We start from the raw sequence: 20,024 nt of genomic DNA on the forward strand, positions 1-20,024 counted from the left end.
CCCCCGTCGTGGGAGGCCCGCGAGCCCGTTGGCTTTAGCCGGTGTTGCGCATGCCCGCGGCGATCGCGTTGATCGAGCGCAGCAGGGGCGACAGCCACGGGTTTTCGTCGGTGTCGTCGTCGGCCTCGGCGTCGAACTGGCGAGACTCGCGCAGCAGGTGAATCTGGATGCTGTTGAGCGGGTCCAGGTACGGGTTGCGCCGTTGCAGCGAACGCGCCAGCAGGGGCGTTTCGTCCATCAGTCGGTCCAGTTGTGCCACGCGCAGCACTTCGGTGACGGTGCGGCTGTGTTCCTCACGCACCAGGACGTAGATGCGTTCGGCCAGTTCCGGGTCGCTGCACAGGCGGGCGTACTCCGCGGCGGTGCGCATGTCGGCCTTGGTCAGGGCCATCTGGCAGTTGGACAGCAACGAGCGGAAGAACGGCCACTCCTGGTACATGCGCTGCAACTGGGCCAGGCGTTCGGGGTCGTCGCCGCGCCACTGTGCCAGCGCGGTGCCGATGCCGTACCAGGCGGGCAGGGTGTGGCGCGCCTGGGCCCAGCCGAAGACCCAGGGGATCGCGCGGATCGAGCTCTTGGAGCGGTCGGTCTTGCGCCGGTGCGATGGCCGCGAGCCGATATTCAGGAAGCCGATCTCCTGTACCGGGGTGATCTCGTAGAAGTAATCGAGCACGCGCTCGGTGCGGTCGATCAGCTCGCGGTAGGCATCCTCGCCAGCCTGCGCGAGCTCGTGCATGGTGGCGCGGTAGTCGTCGCGATCCTTGCGCGGCGGCCGGATCAGGCTGCGCGAGGCGAGCATGACGCCGGTCGCACCCATGCCCAGCTCGTACACCGCGGTCTCCACGTTGGAGTACTTGTACGACAGTACCTCGCCCTGTTCGGTGAACTTGATCCGGCCCTGCACCGTGGCCGGGGGCTGGGCGAGGATGGACTCGTGGGTCGGTCCGCCGCCGCGCCCGACGGTGCCGCCGCGGCCGTGGAACAGCTGGCAGCGCACGCCGAAGCGGTCGGTAATGCCGACGATCTTCTTCTGTGCCTCGTAGAGGTTCCAGCTGGAGGCGAGGATGCCGCCGTCCTTGCAGGAATCGGAGTAGCCGAGCATGACGTCCTGGATGTTCCCGGAGGCGGCCAGCAGTCGTGCATACACCGGGTTGGACAGCAGGCCCTCGAGGACGTCCTCGACATGCAGCAGGTCCTCGATGGTCTCGAACAGCGGCGAGATGCGCAGATGGCAGAACGGGTTGCCTTCTTCGTCGTTGCCCGCGAGACCTGCCAGGCGGCCCAGCAGCAGGACCTCCAGTACATGCGAGGCGGCGTGGGTCATGGAGATCACGTAGGTGCCGATGCCGTCCGGACCGACCTCGCGGCGCATGCTCTGGATCACCTCGAACACGCGCAGGGTCTCGCGGGTGCTCTCGCCCAGCGCCTTGCGGTCCACCTCGGGCAGGTTCTCCAAGGCGATCAGTTCGCTCAGCGCCTGCTGGCGGCCGGTCTCGTCCAGCGCGGCGTAGTCGGTGTCCGGTGCCAACTGGCGCAGCAGTTCCGCGATCGCGTCGGAGTGGACGGTGGACTCCTGGCGCACGTCCAGGTGGTGCAGGTGAAAGCCGAAGGTCTCGACCAGGCGGATCAGATCGGTCAGCGCGCCGCTGGCGATGTTGCGATCACCATGGCTGACCAGCGAGTCGCGGATCAGCTTGAGATCGTTCAGGAAGGCCTGGGCGTCGGCATAGGCGCTGTTGGTCGGCAGCACGGCGGCCTCGCCGCGGACCCGGCGCACCACTGTGTCCAGGGTCTCGCGCAGACGGTAGCGCATGATGTAGAGCTTGCGCCGGTAGGGCTCGCTCTCGAAGCGGTCGGAGGCGCCCTGGAACACCGCGTTGGCGATATTGGAGTCGGCGTCCAGGCTGTCGAGAAATGCCTGCGACGGCTGGCACATGAAGGACGAGTGCGTCAGCACGTTGCGCAGATGGTTGACCCGCTTGAGGTACTCGCGCAGCACCTGTTCCATCGCCAGACGGCAGGACAGCTCGGTGACCTCGGGAGTCACGTTCGGGTTGCCGTCGCGGTCGCCGCCGATCCAGGAGCCAAAGTGCAGGAAGGCCGGGATGCGTACCGGCAGGCTGCCGTCCGGGTTGACGCCGTAGATCCGGCGGATGGCCTTCTCGAGGAAGCGGTAGGACTGCGGGATGGCCTCGAACAGGCTCTCCTCGAAATAGAACAGGCCGTACTTGATCTCGTCCTGAACCTGCGGCTTTTTCACCCGCACCTCGTTGGTGCGCCAGAGGATCTGGATCTGGGTCTCCAGTTCCTCGGTGATCAGGCGGCGTTCCTCCTCGCCCAGCCCCGGCTGGTTCAGCCGGTCGGCGGTCTCGAACACGCGGCGCTGGTTCTCCATCGTGGTCCGGCGGCGGGCCTCGGTGGGGTGGGCGGTGAACACCGGCTGGTAGTGCAGCTCGTTGAGCAGGCGTTCCAGCTCCTCGGCGGTGACGCCTTCGCCATGCAGCTCGCGCAGGGTCTGGTCGAAGGAGCCGGTCCACAGCGGCTCGCCGCTGGAGACCTGGGCGCGGCGCCAGCGGTAGAACAGGTCTTCCTCGGCGATGTTGACCAGGCTGAAGTAGATGCTGAAGGCCCGGATCACGCGTTCGGTCAGCGAGGCGTCGAAGTGCGTGATGTCGGCCATCAGCTGGCGGCGCAGGTCCGGATCCTCGTCCTTGCGCAGGCTGACGAAGCCGCGGCGCAGCTTCTCCACCGCGTCGAACACGGCCTGGCCTTCCAGGTCGTGAATCACGTTGCCCAGGAGTTCCCCGAACAGGCGCACGCGGGCGCGCAGTTCCTTGTCCTTGGGGAGGAATCGGTCGTGTTGATCGCTTCGAGTCATATCGGGCCTGTGCGCGCAGGACGACGATCGCCGCTGCCTGGGCTTGCCGGTTGGGGTTCGGGAGGTCGCGAAAAGGACGCGATTATAGCGCAGATGCCGCCTTCGCACGCCGGCTGCGGCGCGGAAGCTGTTCGCGGTACAGGGCGAGATAGGCATCGGCGCTGGCGGTCCAGCCGAAGTCGCGTGCCATGCCGTTGTGCATCAGCTGTTCCCAGTGGCCGTCGCCGCGGGCGGTATACAGCGCCAGGGCGCGCTCCAGGGCGGCGCCGAGGGCGGCGACGCTGTCCGGGGTGAAGCTGAAACCGGTGGCGGTGCCCGCCTCCAGGTTCTCCGGCGTGGCATCCACCACGGTGTCGGCCAGACCGCCGGTGGCGTGGACCACCGGGGGGGTGCCGTAGCGCAGGCTGTAGAGCTGGTTGAGCCCGCAGGGCTCGAAGCGCGACGGCATCAGGAACAGGTCGGACCCGGCCTCGATCTGGTGGGCCAGCGGCTCGTCGTAGCCGATGTGCACGCCGACCTGGCCGGGGTAAGCGCGGGCGAGGGCGCCGGTGGCGTGTTCCAGGTCCTTCTGGCCGGAGCCGACCAGGGCCAGCTGGATGCGCCCGGCCTCCAGCAGTGGCGTGCAGGCCGCATGCAGCAGATCGACACCCTTTTGGTCGACCATGCGGCCGACATGGCCCAGCAGCGGGATGTCCGGGTTGGTCTCCAGGCCCATGCGGGTCTGCAGAGCAGCCTTGTTGGCGGCCTTGCCCGCGAGGTCCTCGGCGCTGTAGCGCGCGGCGATGTGGCGGTCGCGCGCCGGATCCCAGTCGCTGTAGTCGACCCCGTTGAGGATGCCGTGCAGGTCGGCGCTGCGGGCGCGCAATACGCCGTCCAGCCCCATGCCGTGGACCGGTTCCTGGATCTCGCGGGCGTAGGTGGGCGAGACGGTGGTGATCGCGTCGGCGAAGATCAGGGCCGCCTTCATGAACGAAAGCTGGTCGTGAAACTCGAGGGCCTCCGGGTGCCACAGGTCCGCGGGCAGGTTCAGATCCTGCACGGTGCTCGCCGGGAACAGGCCCTGGTAGGCCAGGTTGTGGATGGTGAACACCGTCCGCGGGCGTTCGACGCCGGTGCGCTCCGGATCCAGCAGCAGAGGCACGAGACCGGTCTGCCAGTCGTTCAGGTGAATCAGTTCCGGCGCCCAGTCCAGCCCGGCCTCGTCCCGCGCCAGCGCCACGATGGCGCGGGCGAAACCGGCAAAGCGCTGGGCGTTGTCCGGCCAGTCCATGCCGTTGCTGGCGCTGTAGGGGTTGCCGGCGCGCTGGAAGTATTCTGGCCAGTCGATCAGGTAGACCGGGAGCCGGGTCCCGGGCAGTCGGCCCTCGATGATCTGCCAGGGGGCGCCGTCCGGACCCGGGCGCGGGGTGGCATCCACCAGGTTGCGACAGGCCTCGGGGTAGCCGGGTAGCACCAGGCGGGCATCCTGGCGCCGCCGGCGCAGGGCGGCGGGCAGGCTGGCGCTGACATCGGCGAGCCCCCCGGTCTTGACCAGACCGTAGGCCTCGCTGCTGGCGAACAGGATGCGCATGCAAAAAATCCCCAAGTGCGGAACCGGCGGCGCCGGATGACTTTCTGTTAATTGTAACGCAGGGGCCGGGGCGGCACTCTGGGCTTGGGACAATCGAGGAAACAGGATGACGGCAGGAGTGGGTGCGGTGATGGAGAGTGCCTTGCGGGTCGAGGCCCGACGGTTGGCGGACGAGCCCCTGCGCGAGCTGTTCGCGCGCGATCCGGATCGCGTGCAACGCGACGTGCAGGAGATCGCCGGGTTGCGCCTGGACTGGACGCGCCAGCGCCTGGACGGTGCGGCCTGGGATGCCCTGTACGAGCGCGCTGCGGCCTGTGAGGTATCGGAGGCGCTGTGCGCGCTGTTTGCCGGCGAGCGGGTCAATACCACCGAGGGGCGGGCGGCCCTGCACACGGCCCTGCGCCTGCCGCGCGACGCCCACTGTGAAGTGGATGGCGCGGACGTGGTTCCGCAGGTGCATGCGCAGCTCGACCGGGTCGAGACGTTCGTGCGACGGATCCACGACGGGGTCCACCGTGGCTACAGCGGGCGTCCGATCCGTCGCGTGGTGAACATCGGCATTGGCGGCTCCGACCTCGGGCCACGCATGGTCTGCCGGGCGCTTGCGCCGCATGCACAGGCGACGGCCGACGGCGTGCCGCTGACCGTGCAGTTCGTCTCCAACGTGGATGGCGCGGCGCTCTCCGCCGTGCTGCGCGAGGCCGATCCGGAAACCACGCTGTTCATCGTCGCATCGAAGACCTTCGGCACCCAGGAGACCCTGACCAACGCCCGTGCGGCGCGCGCCTGGCTGCTGCGGCATGCGCCGGACGACACGGCCGTCGCGCGCCACTTCGTGGCGGTCTCCACCGCCCGCGACCGAGTAACGGAGTTCGGTATCGACCCGGACAACATGTTCGGCTTCTGGGACTGGGTCGGCGGGCGCTATTCCGTGTGGTCCACCATCGGGTTGCCGGTGGCGCTGCTCCTCGGCATGGACGGCTTCCGTGCCTTTCTCGGCGGGGCCCATGCCATGGACGAACACGTGCTCCAGACGCCGGTCTCCAGCAATGCCGCAGTGCGCATGGCGTTGGTGGATTTGTGGAACCAGAACCTGCTGGGGGCACAGTCGCGCGCGGTACTGCCCTACGACGAACGCCTGTCGCTGCTGCCGCCGTACCTGCAGCAGGCGGAGATGGAGAGCCTGGGCAAGCGCGTGGGGCTGGACGGGCAGGTCGTGACGGACGCAACCGGCGCGGTGGTCTGGGGTGCGGTGGGCACCGATGGTCAGCACGCCTTCTTCCAGTTGCTCCACCAGGGCACGCGCTTCATCCCGGCCGAGTTCATCGGCGTGGCCCGCCCCGAGCACGACCTGCCGGCGCAGCACCCGTTGCTGCTGGCCAACCTGGTGGCGCAGGCCGAGGCGCTGGCGATGGGCAAGGACGAGGCCGCGGTGCGCGCCGAGATGGCGGCGGCCGGGCAGTCGCCGGAGGCGATTGATGCGCTGGCGCCGCACCGGACCTTCCCCGGCAATCGGCCGAGCACGCTGATTCTGCTGGAACGCCTGGATCCGGCCACGCTGGGCGCGTTGATCGCGCTGTTCGAGCACAAGATCTACGTGCTGGCCACGCTGTGGGGGATCAACGCCTTCGATCAGTGGGGGGTGGAGCTGGGCAAGCAGCTGGCCGGTCAGGTGCTTGAGGACCTGGCGCCCGGCGCGACCGCCGGCGAGCACGATCTTGCAACCACCGCCACGCTCGACTGGCTGCGCCCGCGGCTTCCGCCGCGGGACTGACCCGCGTCCGTTCCGGCTCTGCTCAGACGGTCAGGGCGTCGTCGGACTCCTCGATCTCGGGGACGTCCGTGGGCAGCGTAATACTGCGGGTCTCGCCATCCAGCCAGTAGCGGATTTCGGCGGGCTCGCCCTCCGGTGTCGCGGAGATCGCCTCGAGGAAGTCCATCGGGGTGGTGGGCGTGCGCCCGTTCACTTTCAGAATCAGGGCGCCGTGGGTCAGGCCCGCGGCGGCGGCGCGGCCCGCGGCACGGCTGACCAGCACGCCGGATTCGTCCGGCAGTTGCAGGGCTTCGCGCAGGTCGTTGCGGGCCTCCACAACGGTGATGCCGAGGGCGGTGACGACCTCGTCCTCGCCCGGCGGGGTGTAGTCGAAGGCGACATCGGCCTCCAGGATTTCCGGCGCGACATGGATGGCGGCCCCGCTGCGTACCGCCAGGGCGAGCCCGTCGCTGGGGCGGGTGTCGATCAACCGGGGTTCGGCCTCGCCGGCGATCCGTACCTCCAGCCAGCCGAGATAGGTACCGTTCTCCAGGCCGTCAATGATCACCCGTTCCAGGCGCGCATCCATCTGCTCCAGCAGGTCGATCATCAGGTCGTGGGTCTGCGGGCGCGACAGTGTTATGTCGTGCATGGCCAGCAGGATCGCGCGGGCCTGGTCGGTCCCGATCACGATCGGGACCACCTCGCCGGACGTCGGGTGTCGCAACAGGGCGATGGGCGTGCCGGAGCCGGCATCCACCCCGACGGTGGCCAGTTCGACCGGCAGCAGGCGCTCCGGGTCGGTCGCCATGTCGCGGGCCAGCGCCTCGCCGCCCATGACCAGCAACAGGACAAGCAGGGCGGGCAGGAACAACCGGAAGCGGGGTGTCATCAGGGCAGCCTGGAAATAGGGTGTGTCCCGATCATGGCAGTGCGGTTGCGGGGCGTCCAGAATACCGCCTTGTCCCCCGTGAACGGATCGCTGCGATGACCTCCGACAAGCCCTATGCCCCGGCCGCGGATCAAAACCGCGCGCCGATCCTGGCCCAGCTGCGCGAGCAGTTCCTTGCGCATGGACGGGTGCTGGAGATCGGCGCCGGCACCGGGCAGCACGCGGCGCATTTCGCCGCGGCTTTGCCGCATCTCGACTGGTATCCCAGTGACGTGGCAGAGAACCTGCCGGGCGTGGAGGCCTGGCGACGCGACGCGGCCCTGCCCAATCTGCGGCCCCCGCTGAAACTGGACGTGCTACGGGATGCCTGGCCGGAGGGCCCGTTCGAGTACGTCTACAGCGCGAATACCGTGCATATCATGCACTGGCCGGCGGTGGAGGCGCTGTTTGCCGGCGTGGCCCGGGTACTGGCGCCGGGTGGGCTGTTCGCGCTGTACGGCCCGTTTGCCCACGACGGTTCGCATACTGCCGAATCCAACGCCCGGTTCGACCAGATGCTGCGGGCGCAAGATCCGGGCATGGGCGTGCGCGACCGCGCCGACCTGGATGCCCTCGCCACGGCCGCCGGCCTCGAGTCCGCGGCGGTCATCGACCTGCCGGCCAACAATCAGATCCTCCTCTGGCGCAGGGCTTAACGACCACGAAGGCACGAAGAAAAGTCCGGGGGCTGAAGCGACGCAAGTCGCGCCCCGTACTTGTGCCTCGTTCCAGATCGTTCTTCTTTTCCGGCCCTCTGTGACTTCCGTGGTGAATACGGGGGGTCAGCAGTCGCCGATGCGCTGGCCGCGCATTTCCATGCGCACGTTCATCGGGCCCATGGGGGTGTCCATCTCGCTGGTCATTTCGCCCTCGGCGCGGTCACCCATGAAGCGCATGCTGCCGTCCATCTGCATGCGTCCGCCCTGCGGGCCGGGGCAGCTCATGGTGTAGTCCATGCGGTCGGCGCTCATGTCGACGTGGTCCAGGGTGCAGCCTTCCGGCGCCTCGATGATGTTCTCGCCGCGGTCGATGTCTTCCTGGGTGACGCACTCGGTGCTGGTCTCGGTCTGGTCCGGCATGCCGCCCATGCCTTCCATGATCATGGTGGTCTGGTTTTCCCAGAGACCGGGCTGGATGTTCGGGGTCTCGGCCTGGACGACGAGCGGCAGGGCAACGAGCGGCAGGGCAACGAGCGGCAGGGCAACGAGCGGCAGGGCGGCAAGAAGGGTGCGCAGCATGGCAGTCTCCTGAATCGGGGGTATCGAATGGGTTCAATGGTGCCTGGCGCGTCATGACGGGGCAAACGCGGGTGGCGGCGCCCGTTGGCTGGTACCTTGGGTGTGTGCGAAGGAGGAACTGTAATGGCAATACCGTTATGGCTGGTCGGCGGTGTTGGGGCGCTCGCGCTGGGCGGTGTCCTGTGGCAGGAGGGGCACTTGTCGGGCGGCTCCGCGGGGCATGCGCACTTGGCCGCGCCGCGCTGCGAGGTGCCCATCACCCTGCATCTGGAGGCCGTGGACCGGCGCTTCCGGTTGGAGCGTGACGCGGTGCAGGCGGCCCTGGATGCGGCCGTGAGCATGTGGGACGGGCCGACGCCGGAAACACTTTTCCGTCAGCGCGAGGGGGAGGGCATGCCGGTGCGGCTGGTGTTCGACGAGCGGCAGGCGGGTGCCGAGAGTCGCGACCGGGCGCGCGCGGAGCTGGACCGGCTCAAGCGGGGGATCGCCGAGCGCGAGGAGCGTCTGGATCACCGGCACTCGGCGCTCGCAGCGGATGCCGCGGGCTACCAGGGGCGCCTGGAGGACCTTCAGGCGCGCCAGCGCGAGTACGAAGAGGCGGTGGCCGCCTGGAATGCCGGACGCATGGCGCACAGCGCGGGGAACCGCGAGCGGCTGGAACGGCAGCGCCGGGGCAGCGCCGGACGCTGGATGCGGCGCGGGACGACCTGGAGCAGGGCCGCCGCACGCTGGAGCGTCGGCGCGACGAGCTCAACCGCGAGATCCGCGACCTCGAGGGCGAGATCGATGGGTTCAACGAACGGGTCGCGGAACTGAACCGCGAGATCGGCGCGACCGGTGCCTTCGACATGGCGGTCTACGAGCAGCAGGGCGCGCGGCGCTCCATCACCGTGTTCAAGGCCAGTGACGCGGACGAGCTGCGCCTGACGCTGGCGCACGAGCTGGGGCACGCCCTGGGGATCGAGCACGTGGACGACCCGGCGGCGGTGATGCATGCGATCCTGGGCGAGGCCAACGCCGGACGGCGCGACCTGAGCGACGCCGACCGACGCGCCCTGGCGGCGGCCTGCGGAGTGGAGCTGGAGTGGTGATGAACGGGGCGGGGCGCATGCCCAGCCCCGGATTCGGCGCTAGAAGTGGTAGCGCATGGCGGCCGACAGGACGTGCACGTGACCCTTGGTCGTCCCCTGCATGTTGATGTCGGTCCCGTTAAAGCTGCGCGTGATGTCGAGATCCTCGCTGGCGATGTGGATGTAGCTGTAGCCCAGGTCGAAGGTGAAGCGCTCGCTGCTGGCGTAGCTGGCACCGAAGGAGAACCAGGTGCGGTCGCCATCCGGGGTGCGCGTGCTGCGCCCGTCGGTCTGCGTCGGGGTCTGGTCGTACTGGATGCCGCCACGCAGGGTCCAGCGCGGGTTCATCGCGTACTCGGCCCCCACCGCTAGGGCGTAGCTGTTGCGGTAGTTCTGTTCCAGCACCTGCTCGTTGCCCTGGGGCAATTGGATCCGGATCTCGTCGAAGTTCGACCAGTTGAACCAGGTGTACTGGGCCAGGCCGGTCCAGCGGTCATTGAAGCGATGCTGGATGCCGATCGACGCGATATCGGGCAGTTTCAGGTCGGCACGACCGGGCAGAACCCCCTGCTGGGTGGAGGTCGCGGTCCCCTTCAGGGTGTGGGTGATGCCGTCGCGGTAGTGGATGCCCAGCCGGGTGTCATCATTCAGGTCGAACTGCATGCCGATGTTGAAGCCGACATCCCAGTTGTCCCCCTCGAGTTCGAACTCGCCGTCGGTGGCCGCGCTGGGCGGGAGCCCTCCGGGCGTCGCGCTGCGCAGGGTGGCCTCGGCGTACTGCAGGTCGAGGCCGCCGCCGATGGAGATCCGGTCGGTCAGCTCGAACGCGATGCTGGGCTGCAGGTTCAGCACCTGCAGGTCGGATTCCAGCGAGTCGTAGCGGGCGAAGAAGTCGTCGTTGTACTCGTTCTTCAGGCCGAAGGGCGCGGTGAGGCCGAAGCCCAGCCAGACGCGGTCGGAGTACTGCTCCGCCCAGTACAGGTTGGGGATCGGGGTCGGATCGTAGGGGTTGCTGCTGTCGCGGCCGCCATCGTATGGCGTGCCGTTGATGGTCGTACCGCGCCTGTTGACCTCCGCGTTGGGGATCAGCAGGTGCACACCGGCCTGGAGCTCGTTGCTTTCCAGGCGCGTCATGCCGGCCGGGTTGAAGTGGATGGTGCTGGCGTCGGAGGCGATGGCGGCCTCCCCGGCATAGGCGCGGCCGAGGCCGGACACGCCCTGCTCCTGGAGGTAGAAGCCGGCGGCCAGCAGGGTCGTGGGGGCGGCGAACAGGGCGGAGCTAACGGCGATCGAGAGCGCCAGGCGGCGCGACGGTGTCAGAGTCATGCGGTCTCCCCTCGTTTTTGGTTCCAGGGGGGTTCCGCAGCGATGCCGCGTCCGGTGTCGGCCGCAGGCTCCCCCGGGGCGGACCCTACCGTCTCGGGAAGATCACGCCAACCGCATCACATTTTCGAGGTCATCAGGATCAGGCCGATCAGCGCCGCCACGCCGCCACCGATAAGCAGCGCGAGGGTGCGCCGGGTGAAGCGGCCAAGAAACAGCCGCGCCGCGCGCTCGCGCATGCCGAAGGCGTCCTGAACACCGACCAGGGCGGCGATCAGGCCGCCAACCAGCAGGATGATGCCGAGGATCTGGATCATGAGAACTCCTTGGATCGGGTGGATCAGGCCTTTCGGATCAAGCGAAGCAGACCGAGCAGCAGCACGGCGCCCACGGTGGCGGCGGCAAGGCTGCCGATCAGTCCGGCTGCCTGCACCCCGAGCTGGGTGAACAGCCAGCCGCCGAGGAAGGCGCCGATCACGCCAACCACGATATTCAGCAGGATGCCCTGCCCGGACCCGTGTACCAGCAGGCCTGCGAGCCAGCCGGCAATGCCGCCGATGAGCAGGAGGAGGAGAAGGGATTCCACGGGCATGTTGTCGCGCTCCTGGCAAGTGACGGGCGATTGGATCGCGCGGATGTCGAGGCGTTCCCCCAGGGAGGCACTGCTCAACTCGAGCACGGGCGTGCGAATTGATCAGTGCCTCCCTGGCCTCAAGGATGCCCGCTGGGTTTGGCGGAGCCTTTGGCCTTGTTCCTGGCCGCGGTCGTTCGCTCGGCGATGGGCCGGACTTCGACTGTACAGGGCGTGTCGCCCTTGTGCCCACCGGCACGGGTGAGCTGAACATCCGTGAACGGATACTTGGTGATTCTGCAACCCCGCGAGTGTGGGTATTTTTGAGAACCATTCCGCAAAACCCTAGTCTCTGTATCGGACATTCATGGATCCGTCATGGAATCGGTTGGCGTTTGACGCCGGCTGCCGACGGGAAGGAAACCGGTATGACCGAACAATCGAAGCGCAAGGGACGGGTCACTCGCTCCGCGCGCTGTGGGCGAGCCTTCCGGGCATTGATCCCGGCGGCCCTGCTGGCGTTACTGGCCGGGTGTGGTTCGGAGAACGGGCAATCCGGAACGATGGTTTCCAACGCGGCTGCGGGCGATCGCCTGGCCTCCGTGGAGGAGACCGGCACGCTGCGCGTGGTGACCCGCAACGCACCCACCACCTGGTACTTTGACCAGCATCTGGAGACGTCCGGCACCGAGCACGACCTGGTCGAAGGCTTTGCCCTGGCGCATGGCTGGAAGGTGGAATGGGTCATGGCCGACTCGGTTTCCGGTGTCCTCGATGCGCTCGAATCCGGCGCGGCGCACATGGCGGCAGCGGGTCTGACCCATCTGCCGTCGCGTGACGAGCGCTTTCGCCGCGGTCCGCACTACATGGAGGTGAGCGAGCAGGTCGTCTGCCATCGCGACTTGTCCGGCATGCCGGGTTCGACGGACGAGCTGGAGGGCGTCGATCTGGTCGTCTCGGCCGGCAGCAGCTACGTCGAAACCCTGGAGGAGGCGCTTCCGGAATCGGTCGATTTCGAGGTGCGCGAGATCGGCACCGAGCGCCTGATGGCGCAGGTCGCCCGGCAGGAGATCGGCTGCACCGTGGCTGATTCGCACATCGTGCGTTACAACCGCCGCTCCTTCCCGCATCTCGACATCGCCTTCGATCTGTCCGCGCCGCGCGCGCTGGGGTGGTATGTCGATCCGGAACACGCCGAGCTCGCCGAGCTGGCTGCGACCTGGATGCAGGGCGCCGGTGGCCGCGAGCTGCGCGACCTCGTGGACGAGCGCTATTACGCCTACATCAACCAGTTCGACTTCGTCGACCTGCGCGCACTGAACCGGCGCATAGAGGATCGCCTGCCCCAGTACCATCCCCACTTCGAGGAGGCGGCCGAGCGCACGGATCTGCCCGCGGATCTGCTGGCTGCACTGGCCTATCAGGAGTCGCACTGGGATCCGGAGGCGCGCAGCCCGACGGGCGTGCGCGGGCTGATGATGCTGACCCGTCGCACCGCCGAGTCGCTGGGCGTCGATCGCCTGGACCCGGTGGAGAGCATCGACGGCGGGGCCCGCTACCTGCAGCGTCAGCACGGGTTACTGCCGGATGACATCGTCGAACCGGATCGTACCTACCTGGCGCTGGCGGCCTACAACATCGGCCGGGGCCACCTGCTGGATGCGCGCCGCCTGGCGCGCGAGCTGGGACGGGACCCGGATCGCTGGGCCGACATGCGCGAGATCCTGCCGCTACTGACCGAGGAGCGTTACTACAAGGATCTGCGCTACGGCTATGCGCGCGGGTATCAGCCGGTGTACTACGTGCAGCGCATCCGCAATTACCGCGACGTGATCCGCCCGGTGTTCGTGGCCGAGGACGAGATGTCGGATCGGGTCGTCGTCAGCCGCGACTGACCCGTGGCCTCTTGCGGCTGCCCGCGACGAGGTCGTCCAGCATTCCTTGCCAATCCGGCTCCAACCGCCCCGGCGTCCACGCGCGGACGTCGGGTGCGGGCGGGGGCCCTTGTTGCAGCCATGCCTGCAGGCGCTCCGTCAGCGTGTCTACATCGCCTTGCGGGTAGCGACAGGCATCGGGGTATTGTTCGCGGTAGGCCAGGGCATCCGGGACCAGCGGTGTGGCACCAGCGGCGCTGGCCTCCAGCACTGCCAGGCCCTGGAACTCGTGCCGGGCGGTGCTGACGACGATGCCTGCGCGGCCCAGTAACGCGTCGTATTCGCTGCGGGGCAGCTTGCCATCGGCGATGATCCGGTTCCCCAGGGCCTCGCGCAGCTTTTGCAGGGGTTCGGGGGCATTCGCCGGCCGCGGCCCCAGCAGGGCAAGACGGAAATCCACGCCCGACCCGGCCAGCGTCAGCATGGCCTCGGCAAAGACCTCCGGGGCCTTGTCGTATTCCCAGCGGTGATTCCAGAGGATCAGGCCCGGATCGCGAGTGCCGCCGGCCACGGCCGTTGGCTGGATCGGCACCGGGAGGATCGCGCTGCGCTCCGTCAGTCGGTCCCGTATCCCGGAAGGTACCGCATCCGGCATGCGTCCGAGCAGGGTCGCCATCCCTTCCAGGAACGAGTCGCGGTTGAACGCCGAGTTGAAGGCGATGCGATCCGCGGCCAGCGCCGCATAGATCTGCACCATCTGCGGGTCCACCGAATCCACCTGTTGCGGGCCCAGCGGATAGGCAAACTGGTTCTCGTGCACGTAGTAGAGCGTGGGCAGGGCGGCGAGGTGGGGCTGGAGTCCGCGCAGGGTGGCGAGATCCACCATCGAGGTGGCGATGACTGCGTCGACTTCCGTGGTCGCCAGTGCGTCCAGCCAGGAGATCGGGTTGCCGCGGATGCGCCAACGGAAGTGGCGCCCCGGCAGTTCCAGTAGCTGCCAGTCGAACGCATCGAAGGTGCTGGTTAACCAGTCCGCCCAGGCCGCGTGGCTGTCGGCGCGATAGGCGGACAGCAGGAGGATGCGCTTGCGATGGTCCGGCACGCCCCTGTACGCCTCCGGTCGGAGAGGGGCCACCGGTGCGGCCCCTCGTGTGATTACCAGGTCAGGACTTTGCCGGCCGACCCCAGCGAAGGCAAGGCCTGCGAGGGCGTAAGCAAGGGGAGGTCCGGGTAGGCCAGATCCGATTCATCCATTCCGTTCAGCTCAAGCGATTGCCGGCAGCCCATCATCTGGACGCCGTTGTCCATGGCGTTCTTCATGAAGTCGGCGATGCTCTTGCCGCCCTCCATGGGATGGATGTTCTCGGGGACGCCGGTTTTCAGCAGTTCCGTGGCCGGCCCGGTGAAGTACATGATGACGTTCTGTTCGCTTGCGGCGGCGGTGGCCGCCAGAAAGAAGGCCGACGGCAGACGACGCTTGTTCTCCGGCCCGGTGATCATGATGACAACAAGATCGGCGGTTTCTTCGCTCATGTTGGTTTCTCCTTCGGGGACGTTGGGACGGCGTGGTTATGCGCCCGGTGCCGTCCAGCGCTCGCCGGCCATGGGCTCGTCGACCGGGGTGCCGGCGATGTGGTTGGTGTAGTTGGACAGGGTCTTCAGGCCGATCGCCAGGATCACCTCCAGCATCTGTGGATGCGTGTAGCCGGCGTCCAGGAAGGCCTGCTGGGTGGCCTCGTCGACCCAGCCACGCTGTTCGATCATGGCGTGGGTGAACTGGCGCAGTGCCTCCAGCTTCGGGTCGTCGATCGGCCGGTCCTCGCGCAGCGCATCGACCACGCCGTCCGGAACGCCGGTCATGCGGCCGGTCATGCTGTGCGCGGCCATGCAGTAGTCGCAGTCGTGATAGCGGCTGACCGTCAGCAACAGGGTGCACTGCTCGGTCGGGCTCATGGAGGTCTGCTGCAGCAGGGTATTGAGGGACAGATAGGCCTCCGCCAGGGCTGGCGCGCTGGCCATCTTGCGGATCAGGTTGGGGACCATGCCGAAGGTCTGCTCGGCCTGCTCGAAGGCCGGCTTCGCGTCGGGGGCGCTGGCGGCGTCATGCAGGGGGAAGTGTTCATCGCTCATGGTGGACCTCCGGGGTCGGGTTGAGCAGGAGCGCCCCGAGCGCGGGGCCCAGGCGCAGGATCGTGGCCGGATCCTGATCGGCCTTGGCCATCACCAGGATCCCTTCCATCAGCGCCAGCCACTGTTCGGCGGCAGCAGCGGTGTCGGTTTCGGGCGGAAGCTCGCCGTTCTGTACGGCCGCGTCCAGCACGGCGCGAAAATGTGCGGTGACCGCATCCAGGTGCTTCCGGATCGCCTGGCGCAGGGCCGGGTTGTGGGTACCCATCTCCACCGCCAGGTTGCCGAAGGGGCAGCCGGGCAGCTGTCCGGATTCCGACTGCATCCGCGCCTCGAAGGCATGGATCGCCTGGACGAACGCGTCGATGCGAGCGCGGAGCCCGTTGGCGCCCGACAGCCCGGGGATCAGCACCTCGCGCTCGAAGTCCGCGTAGAGCGCGTCCAGCATCGCCAGGGTGAGCGCCTCCTTCCCGGGGAAGAAATGGTACAGACTGCCCTTGCGCACGCCCGCCTGCGCGCAGATCTCGGCAATGCCGACGGAGGCGTAGCTGCGCGTGACAATGAGGTCGCGGGCGGCCTGCAGCAGGGCTTCGCGGCTTGCGCCGCGGGTGTCGTTGGGTGTGATGGCTTCCATGTCTTTGCACACTAGTTGACCGGTCGGTAAAGTGCAAGGGCGACACCTGGTACGGAGACGAGCCAATGACGCGCGAACGGGGTCTGCAGGATAGGGACGAGGGTGGCGTGGCCATCCCGGCGCACTACGCCGAATCCTGGGCGGATGGCTTTGGGGTGCGTGGCTGGAAGCTGGATCTGCCAGGACGCGGCGCGGACGTGATCGCGGCGACGCCCTTCGCCGGCGAGCGCATCCCGACGTCGGTGTTCGTGCACGACATCGTGGATCATCACTTGTGCGGGTTTGCCCTGTCCGGTTATCGCGACGAGGCCGGGGCATTGATCCAGCTGGCGGAGCGCACGGGTTCCGACCCGGTCCCGGACTTCGTTCAAATTATCGACGAGGATTTGATGCCGGGCGCTTTCGAGAGCGATGACTGGCGCGAGCTGTTGCCCGCATCGCTGGTCGCGACGGTGGAGGCCGCCGCGGATACGCGTTCCGGGATGGCGCAGTTGCGCCAGCAGTGGGGTGATGGGGTGCTGCGCGCGCTGTGGATTGCCGGGTTCGTCGAGACCGGCTGGAGACTGGCGGATGCGGCCCGTGCCGGATGGGAGCGCCACGGCCTGGAATACGCGGCCCGGGGTGCCACTGCGTTGGCGCTGCAGCGGCTGTTCGAACGGGTCGACGCGAGCGTCCTGGAGCAGGGCTGGATACAGGCGGAAGGCGAGTTCCGGGTCGCGACGGATGCCGTCGGCTTTCGTTTCGAGGGGGACGAGGCGGAGCTCGTTGAGTGTGTGTCGAAGTGATGGACTGAGCCGCTTTCCGGAAAGGAACGCTGGGCCTATTCCGTGTCGCTCCGTTCGCGGGGGATCTCCAGGGATGGCCGGTGCAGGTGATAGCCCTGCGCCATGTCCACGCCCAGTTCGGCCAGCATCGCGAGGGTCGGGCCGTCTTCCACGCACTCGGCGACGGTGCGTTTGTCGAGACCGCGGGCGACATCGACCATCGCGCGGATGAAGGCCTGGTTGTCGCGGTTGTTGGGCAGGTCGCGCACGAACATGCCGTCGATCTTGAGGATCTGCACGCCCAGGTACTTGAGGTAGGCGAAGGTGGAGAAGCCGGAGCCGAAGTCGTCCAGGCAGACGGTGCAGCCGGTTTGTTGCAGCGCCTCGATGAAGCGCTGGGCGTCCTGCATCTCGGACACCGCGGCGGTCTCGGTCAGCTCGATGATCAGCCGGCGGGGTTCGACCGCATGCTGTTCCAGCTGTTGGGCGATGTACTGCGGAAGGCTGGGTTCGTCGAAGCTGCGCCCGGAGATGTTGATCGCGATGCCGGCGATCGTCGGGTCGCCGGCCAGGCGGGCGATGCTCTCGCGGATCACCCAACGGTCGATATCCAGGATCTGGCCGGTCTTCTCCGCGATCGGGATGAACTGGCCGGGCATGGCGATCTCGTCGGGTTTGGTCGGGTCGCGCATGCGCACCAGGGCCTCCAGGTGGTGCAGGTGGCCGTCATCGATGGCGTAGATCCCCTGGTAGTGCAGCTCCAGGTGGCCCAGCTCCAGGGCCGTAGCGATGCGCTGGCTCCAGGACATCCGCTCCAGCATGTGCTCGGCGGTGTTGCGGCTGCGGTCGAATACCGCCCAGGTGTTCTTGCCCAGGTCCTTGGCCTGGTACATCGCGGTGTCCGCGTGGGCCACCAGATCTTCGACGTTGTCACCGTGCTCGGGGTAATGGGCGATGCCGATGCTGGCGGTGAGCCGGTAGTTCTGGCCGCGGAAGCGGAACGGGATCGAGGCGATTGCGCGGCCGACGCGTTCGGCCAGCTCGATGGGTTCCTGATCCGATTCGCGGTCGACCAGGATCGCGAACTCGTCGCCGCCCAGGCGGGCGAAGATGTCCTGGCTGCGCACCAGTGCCGCGATCTCGCCGGCGGCGCGTACCAGCACGGTGTCTCCGGCGCGGTGGCCGAAGGTGTCATTGATGGTCTTGAATTCGTCGAGATCGAAATACAGCAGGGCAAAGCGGCCGTTGCGGCGGCGTTCGCTGTGGATCATGTGTTCCAGGTGCTTCTGGAAGTGATGGCGGTTGTAGAGCCCGGTCAGGGCATCATGCTCGGCCAGATAGACCAGCTGCTGGGCGGTCTGGCGCTCGTGGGTCACGTCCTCGTACAGCCACAGGCGGCCGATGGTGCGCTCGTCGGTATCGTGCACCGGGTAGGAGACCTGGGTCAGGATGCGCCCGTCGTACAGGTCGACCTCGAAGCGTTCGCTGATCTCGTGGGTGTCCAGCACATGCAGCACATGGCGCGAGGCGTGGTCCGGCCGGGCGAAGCGGTGGGTGGAGTGCTCCAGCACCTCGCGTGAGGCCCGTCCCACCAATTCCAGTTGGTTGTCGATGGCCCACATCCGGCGGAAGGCCGGGTTCACGTATTCCACTCGGCCGTCGCGGTCCTCGAACAGGATGCCGATGCTCATCGCGGACAGCAGGGCGGCCATGCGCCCCTGTTCGCGCTGGGTCAGTTCCAGCAGTCGGGATTGTTCGTCGCGCGAGGTCTCCAGCTCGGCCAGGGCCTGCAGCAGCGCCTCTTCGTTGCGTTTGCGCTGGGTGATGTCGTGCGAGATCGCCACATACCGGGCCGTCTCGCCGCGGGGCGCCACCATCTGCAGGGAGATCTCGACCGGCACATCGAAGCCGTCGCGATTCCGGTGGCTGGTATCGAAGCGGAGCTGGTCGCGTACGCCCCGGCGCAGCGGCTCGATCAGCTGACGAAAACGGCCTTCCGGGAAGTCCGGCTTGATATCAAAGGGGTGCAGGGTCAGCAGTTCCTCGCGCGCGATGCCGGTCTGGTCCACTGCTCCCTGGTTCACGTAGATGAAGCGCAGGGTCTCGACGTCGAACAGGAAGACCGCGTCCAGGGTCAGATCGAGGGTGGAGCGAAAGGCCTCCAGTTCGTCGGTCTTGGCGCGCAGGCTCTCGCTGGTGGTGACCAGTTCGTCGGCATCGATCACGTGGCCCTGGATGTACCGAAGCCGGCCCCGGTCGTCGTAGGTGCCGGCCCCGCGTTCGAATACCCAGCATACGCCCCCATCCTGCCGCATCATGCGCCACTGGATCTGAAACTGACCGGAGCGCTGAAGGCCTTCCGAGACCTCGCGCCATACCCGTTCGCGATCATCCGGATGGACCAGGTCGCCGAACGTCATGCCGCCCTCGACAAAATCCCCGCGCGGGTACCCGGTGAATTCCTCGAGCGCGCCCTCGGCATTGATCACGTCCCAGCTCGGGTTGTTGCGGCAGCGATAGACGAAGCCGTTGAGGGTGTCGAGGATGCGCAGCAGGTCGTCGCCCTGCTGGGTGCCGAGGGTACGGGTCAGGCTCATCAGTGCGATGCCGGCGAGGAGGGCCGTGAACATGCGCAACAGCTGTACCGGCAGCCCGGTCGCCTCGAGGAAGTCGCCATAGGTTGGCAGCCAGCCGGGCAGCCCCGGATCGACGGTCCCCGGGAACGGGGTCAGCAGGGCATAGCCGAGGAAGGCCAGTGCCAGGGTGGCTACGGCCGGATAGTGGCGGCCATGATCGCCGGGTTGCGGGGCGCGCAGGGCGGGGCGCCGCAGCAGGAACCAGAAGGCCAGGCCGACGAGCAGTGCGCCGGGGACGCCGACCAGGTAGCGCCCGCCATTGGCGAGGCCGCGGCCCGGATCCTCCGCCATCCCGATGACGAGCAGCAGTCCGGCGACGATGACCGGGTACAGCCACAGGGCATCCAGGCGGATGCGTGCGTGGCTGACGATCAGGGCGCGCCGTCCGAACTCCAGCAGCGGCACATAGGAGAGCAGTTGCCAGGTGGCGTTGAGCCACAGGTCCCGGGCGGGCGGATAGTGAAGGCCTGCGGCCTGCAGGAATTCGTAGGTGCCATGGACCAGACCGAACAGGGCCAGGAGCCAGAAATGCCGGGCAAATGGCAGCGTGCCATCGCCTCGGGGCAGGACCAGGGCGACCACACCCAGCGAGAAGAACGCCAGGCCGTAGACCAGGTAGAGGATGGTGAAAGCGGCGGGCGAGGGGTCCATCAGC

16 protein-coding genes and 1 pseudogene are annotated in these 20,024 nt (G+C 67.7%); 5 read left to right on the forward strand and 12 right to left on the reverse strand.

Annotated features, from left to right (window positions below; all coding sequences use genetic code 11):
- Positions 1 to 34 precede the first annotated feature (34 nt).
- Both ppc and glgA read right to left on the reverse strand, forming a co-directional pair.
- Positions 35 to 2,878, reverse strand: coding sequence for a phosphoenolpyruvate carboxylase (ppc, locus tag TVD_RS03000; protein ID WP_018938015.1), 2,844 nt, complete (start codon positions 2,876 to 2,878; stop codon positions 35 to 37).
- Between the two features lie 82 nt (positions 2,879 to 2,960).
- Positions 2,961 to 4,448: a glycogen synthase GlgA gene (gene glgA, locus TVD_RS03005; RefSeq protein WP_018650456.1), complete on the reverse strand. Its 1,488-nt coding sequence runs from the start codon at positions 4,446 to 4,448 to the stop codon at positions 2,961 to 2,963.
- A gap of 130 nt (positions 4,449 to 4,578) precedes the next feature.
- On the opposite strand from glgA, the gene pgi reads away from it, so the two are divergent.
- A complete protein-coding gene (pgi, locus tag TVD_RS03010; protein WP_047250782.1) occupies positions 4,579 to 6,222 on the forward strand; it encodes a glucose-6-phosphate isomerase in 1,644 nt (547 codons plus the stop codon).
- A gap of 22 nt (positions 6,223 to 6,244) precedes the next feature.
- Here pgi and TVD_RS03015 read toward each other — a convergent pair whose 3' ends face one another.
- On the reverse strand, positions 6,245 to 7,093 hold the full coding sequence (locus tag TVD_RS03015) for a bifunctional nuclease domain-containing protein (protein ID WP_018176530.1): 849 nt from the start codon (positions 7,091 to 7,093) through the stop codon (positions 6,245 to 6,247).
- Between the two features lie 95 nt (positions 7,094 to 7,188).
- Here TVD_RS03015 and TVD_RS03020 point away from each other — a divergent pair, with 95 nt between their 5' ends.
- Positions 7,189 to 7,788, forward strand: coding sequence for a DUF938 domain-containing protein (locus tag TVD_RS03020; protein ID WP_047250783.1), 600 nt, complete (start codon positions 7,189 to 7,191; stop codon positions 7,786 to 7,788).
- A gap of 126 nt (positions 7,789 to 7,914) precedes the next feature.
- On the opposite strand, the gene TVD_RS03025 is transcribed toward TVD_RS03020, so the two are convergent.
- Positions 7,915 to 8,370: a DUF3617 domain-containing protein gene (locus tag TVD_RS03025; protein WP_047250784.1), complete on the reverse strand. Its 456-nt coding sequence runs from the start codon at positions 8,368 to 8,370 to the stop codon at positions 7,915 to 7,917.
- Between the two features lie 123 nt (positions 8,371 to 8,493).
- Here TVD_RS03025 and TVD_RS03030 point away from each other — a divergent pair.
- Positions 8,494 to 9,461: pseudogene (locus TVD_RS03030) on the forward strand (matrixin family metalloprotease).
- A gap of 39 nt (positions 9,462 to 9,500) precedes the next feature.
- Here the strand turns inward: TVD_RS03030 and TVD_RS03035 are convergent.
- From TVD_RS03035 to TVD_RS03045, 3 genes are all read right to left on the reverse strand, one after another.
- Positions 9,501 to 10,766 carry an OmpP1/FadL family transporter gene (locus tag TVD_RS03035; protein ID WP_047250785.1) on the reverse strand — a complete coding sequence of 422 codons (1,266 nt, stop codon included), beginning with the start codon at positions 10,764 to 10,766 and terminating at the stop codon, positions 9,501 to 9,503.
- Positions 10,767 to 10,882: 116 nt separating this feature from the next.
- On the reverse strand, positions 10,883 to 11,080 hold the full coding sequence (locus TVD_RS03040; RefSeq protein WP_018146324.1) for a DUF3185 family protein: 198 nt from the start codon (positions 11,078 to 11,080) through the stop codon (positions 10,883 to 10,885).
- 23 nt (positions 11,081 to 11,103) lie between these two features.
- Positions 11,104 to 11,355, reverse strand: coding sequence for a GlsB/YeaQ/YmgE family stress response membrane protein (locus TVD_RS03045; protein ID WP_026304801.1), 252 nt, complete (start codon positions 11,353 to 11,355; stop codon positions 11,104 to 11,106).
- 407 nt (positions 11,356 to 11,762) lie between these two features.
- On the opposite strand from TVD_RS03045, the gene mltF reads away from it, so the two are divergent.
- Positions 11,763 to 13,229: a membrane-bound lytic murein transglycosylase MltF gene (gene mltF, locus TVD_RS03050; RefSeq protein WP_018167993.1), complete on the forward strand. Its 1,467-nt coding sequence runs from the start codon at positions 11,763 to 11,765 to the stop codon at positions 13,227 to 13,229.
- Here the strand turns inward: mltF and TVD_RS03055 are convergent.
- From TVD_RS03055 to TVD_RS03070, 4 genes are read right to left on the reverse strand one after another with little or no spacing between them, the layout of a single operon-like run.
- Entirely contained in the window at positions 13,216 to 14,310 is a 1,095-nt protein-coding gene (locus TVD_RS03055; protein WP_018167992.1) for a tRNA-queuosine alpha-mannosyltransferase domain-containing protein, read from the reverse strand. The genes mltF and TVD_RS03055 overlap by 14 nt on opposite strands.
- A 53-nt stretch (positions 14,311 to 14,363) precedes the next feature.
- Positions 14,364 to 14,741 carry a DsrE family protein gene (locus tag TVD_RS03060; protein WP_018167991.1) on the reverse strand — a complete coding sequence of 126 codons (378 nt, stop codon included), beginning with the start codon at positions 14,739 to 14,741 and terminating at the stop codon, positions 14,364 to 14,366.
- A 36-nt stretch (positions 14,742 to 14,777) separates the two neighbouring features.
- Positions 14,778 to 15,338 (reverse strand): carboxymuconolactone decarboxylase family protein, encoded by a 561-nt coding sequence (locus TVD_RS03065; RefSeq protein ID WP_018167990.1) that lies wholly within the window; start codon positions 15,336 to 15,338, stop codon positions 14,778 to 14,780.
- Positions 15,328 to 15,969 carry a TetR/AcrR family transcriptional regulator gene (locus TVD_RS03070; protein WP_018167989.1) on the reverse strand — a complete coding sequence of 214 codons (642 nt, stop codon included), beginning with the start codon at positions 15,967 to 15,969 and terminating at the stop codon, positions 15,328 to 15,330. The genes TVD_RS03065 and TVD_RS03070 overlap by 11 nt, the downstream gene beginning before the upstream one ends.
- Before the next feature lie 65 nt (positions 15,970 to 16,034).
- On the opposite strand from TVD_RS03070, the gene TVD_RS03075 reads away from it, so the two are divergent.
- Entirely contained in the window at positions 16,035 to 16,754 is a 720-nt protein-coding gene (locus TVD_RS03075) for a hypothetical protein (protein ID WP_018167988.1), read from the forward strand.
- 35 nt (positions 16,755 to 16,789) lie between these two features.
- Here the strand turns inward: TVD_RS03075 and TVD_RS03080 are convergent, their stop codons facing one another.
- Positions 16,790 to 20,020, reverse strand: a complete 3,231-nt coding sequence (locus TVD_RS03080) for an EAL domain-containing protein (RefSeq protein WP_047250786.1) — start codon at positions 20,018 to 20,020, stop codon at positions 16,790 to 16,792.
- Positions 20,021 to 20,024: the final 4 nt, after the last annotated feature.

Origin of the sequence: Thioalkalivibrio versutus (assembly GCF_001020955.1) — a bacterium.
Lineage (GTDB): Bacteria > Pseudomonadota > Gammaproteobacteria > Ectothiorhodospirales > Ectothiorhodospiraceae > Thioalkalivibrio > Thioalkalivibrio versutus.

Coding starts and splice junctions, on each gene's coding strand:
- TVD_RS03065 (WP_018167990.1), bottom strand. CDS start 15,338: ATGAGCGATGAACACTTCCCCCTGCATGACGCCGCCAGCGCCCCCGAC.
- glgA (WP_018650456.1), bottom strand. CDS start 4,448: ATGCGCATCCTGTTCGCCAGCAGCGAGGCCTACGGTCTGGTCAAGACC.
- TVD_RS03025 (WP_047250784.1), bottom strand. CDS start 8,370: ATGCTGCGCACCCTTCTTGCCGCCCTGCCGCTCGTTGCCCTGCCGCTC.
- ppc (WP_018938015.1), bottom strand. CDS start 2,878: ATGACTCGAAGCGATCAACACGACCGATTCCTCCCCAAGGACAAGGAA.
- TVD_RS03070 (WP_018167989.1), bottom strand. CDS start 15,969: ATGGAAGCCATCACACCCAACGACACCCGCGGCGCAAGCCGCGAAGCC.
- TVD_RS03075 (WP_018167988.1), top strand. CDS start 16,035: ATGACGCGCGAACGGGGTCTGCAGGATAGGGACGAGGGTGGCGTGGCC.
- TVD_RS03040 (WP_018146324.1), bottom strand. CDS start 11,080: ATGATCCAGATCCTCGGCATCATCCTGCTGGTTGGCGGCCTGATCGCC.
- TVD_RS03020 (WP_047250783.1), top strand. CDS start 7,189: ATGACCTCCGACAAGCCCTATGCCCCGGCCGCGGATCAAAACCGCGCG.
- TVD_RS03080 (WP_047250786.1), bottom strand. CDS start 20,020: ATGGACCCCTCGCCCGCCGCTTTCACCATCCTCTACCTGGTCTACGGC.
- pgi (WP_047250782.1), top strand. CDS start 4,579: ATGGAGAGTGCCTTGCGGGTCGAGGCCCGACGGTTGGCGGACGAGCCC.
- TVD_RS03035 (WP_047250785.1), bottom strand. CDS start 10,766: ATGACTCTGACACCGTCGCGCCGCCTGGCGCTCTCGATCGCCGTTAGC.
- TVD_RS03045 (WP_026304801.1), bottom strand. CDS start 11,355: ATGCCCGTGGAATCCCTTCTCCTCCTCCTGCTCATCGGCGGCATTGCC.
- mltF (WP_018167993.1), top strand. CDS start 11,763: ATGACCGAACAATCGAAGCGCAAGGGACGGGTCACTCGCTCCGCGCGC.
- TVD_RS03060 (WP_018167991.1), bottom strand. CDS start 14,741: ATGAGCGAAGAAACCGCCGATCTTGTTGTCATCATGATCACCGGGCCG.
- TVD_RS03015 (WP_018176530.1), bottom strand. CDS start 7,093: ATGACACCCCGCTTCCGGTTGTTCCTGCCCGCCCTGCTTGTCCTGTTG.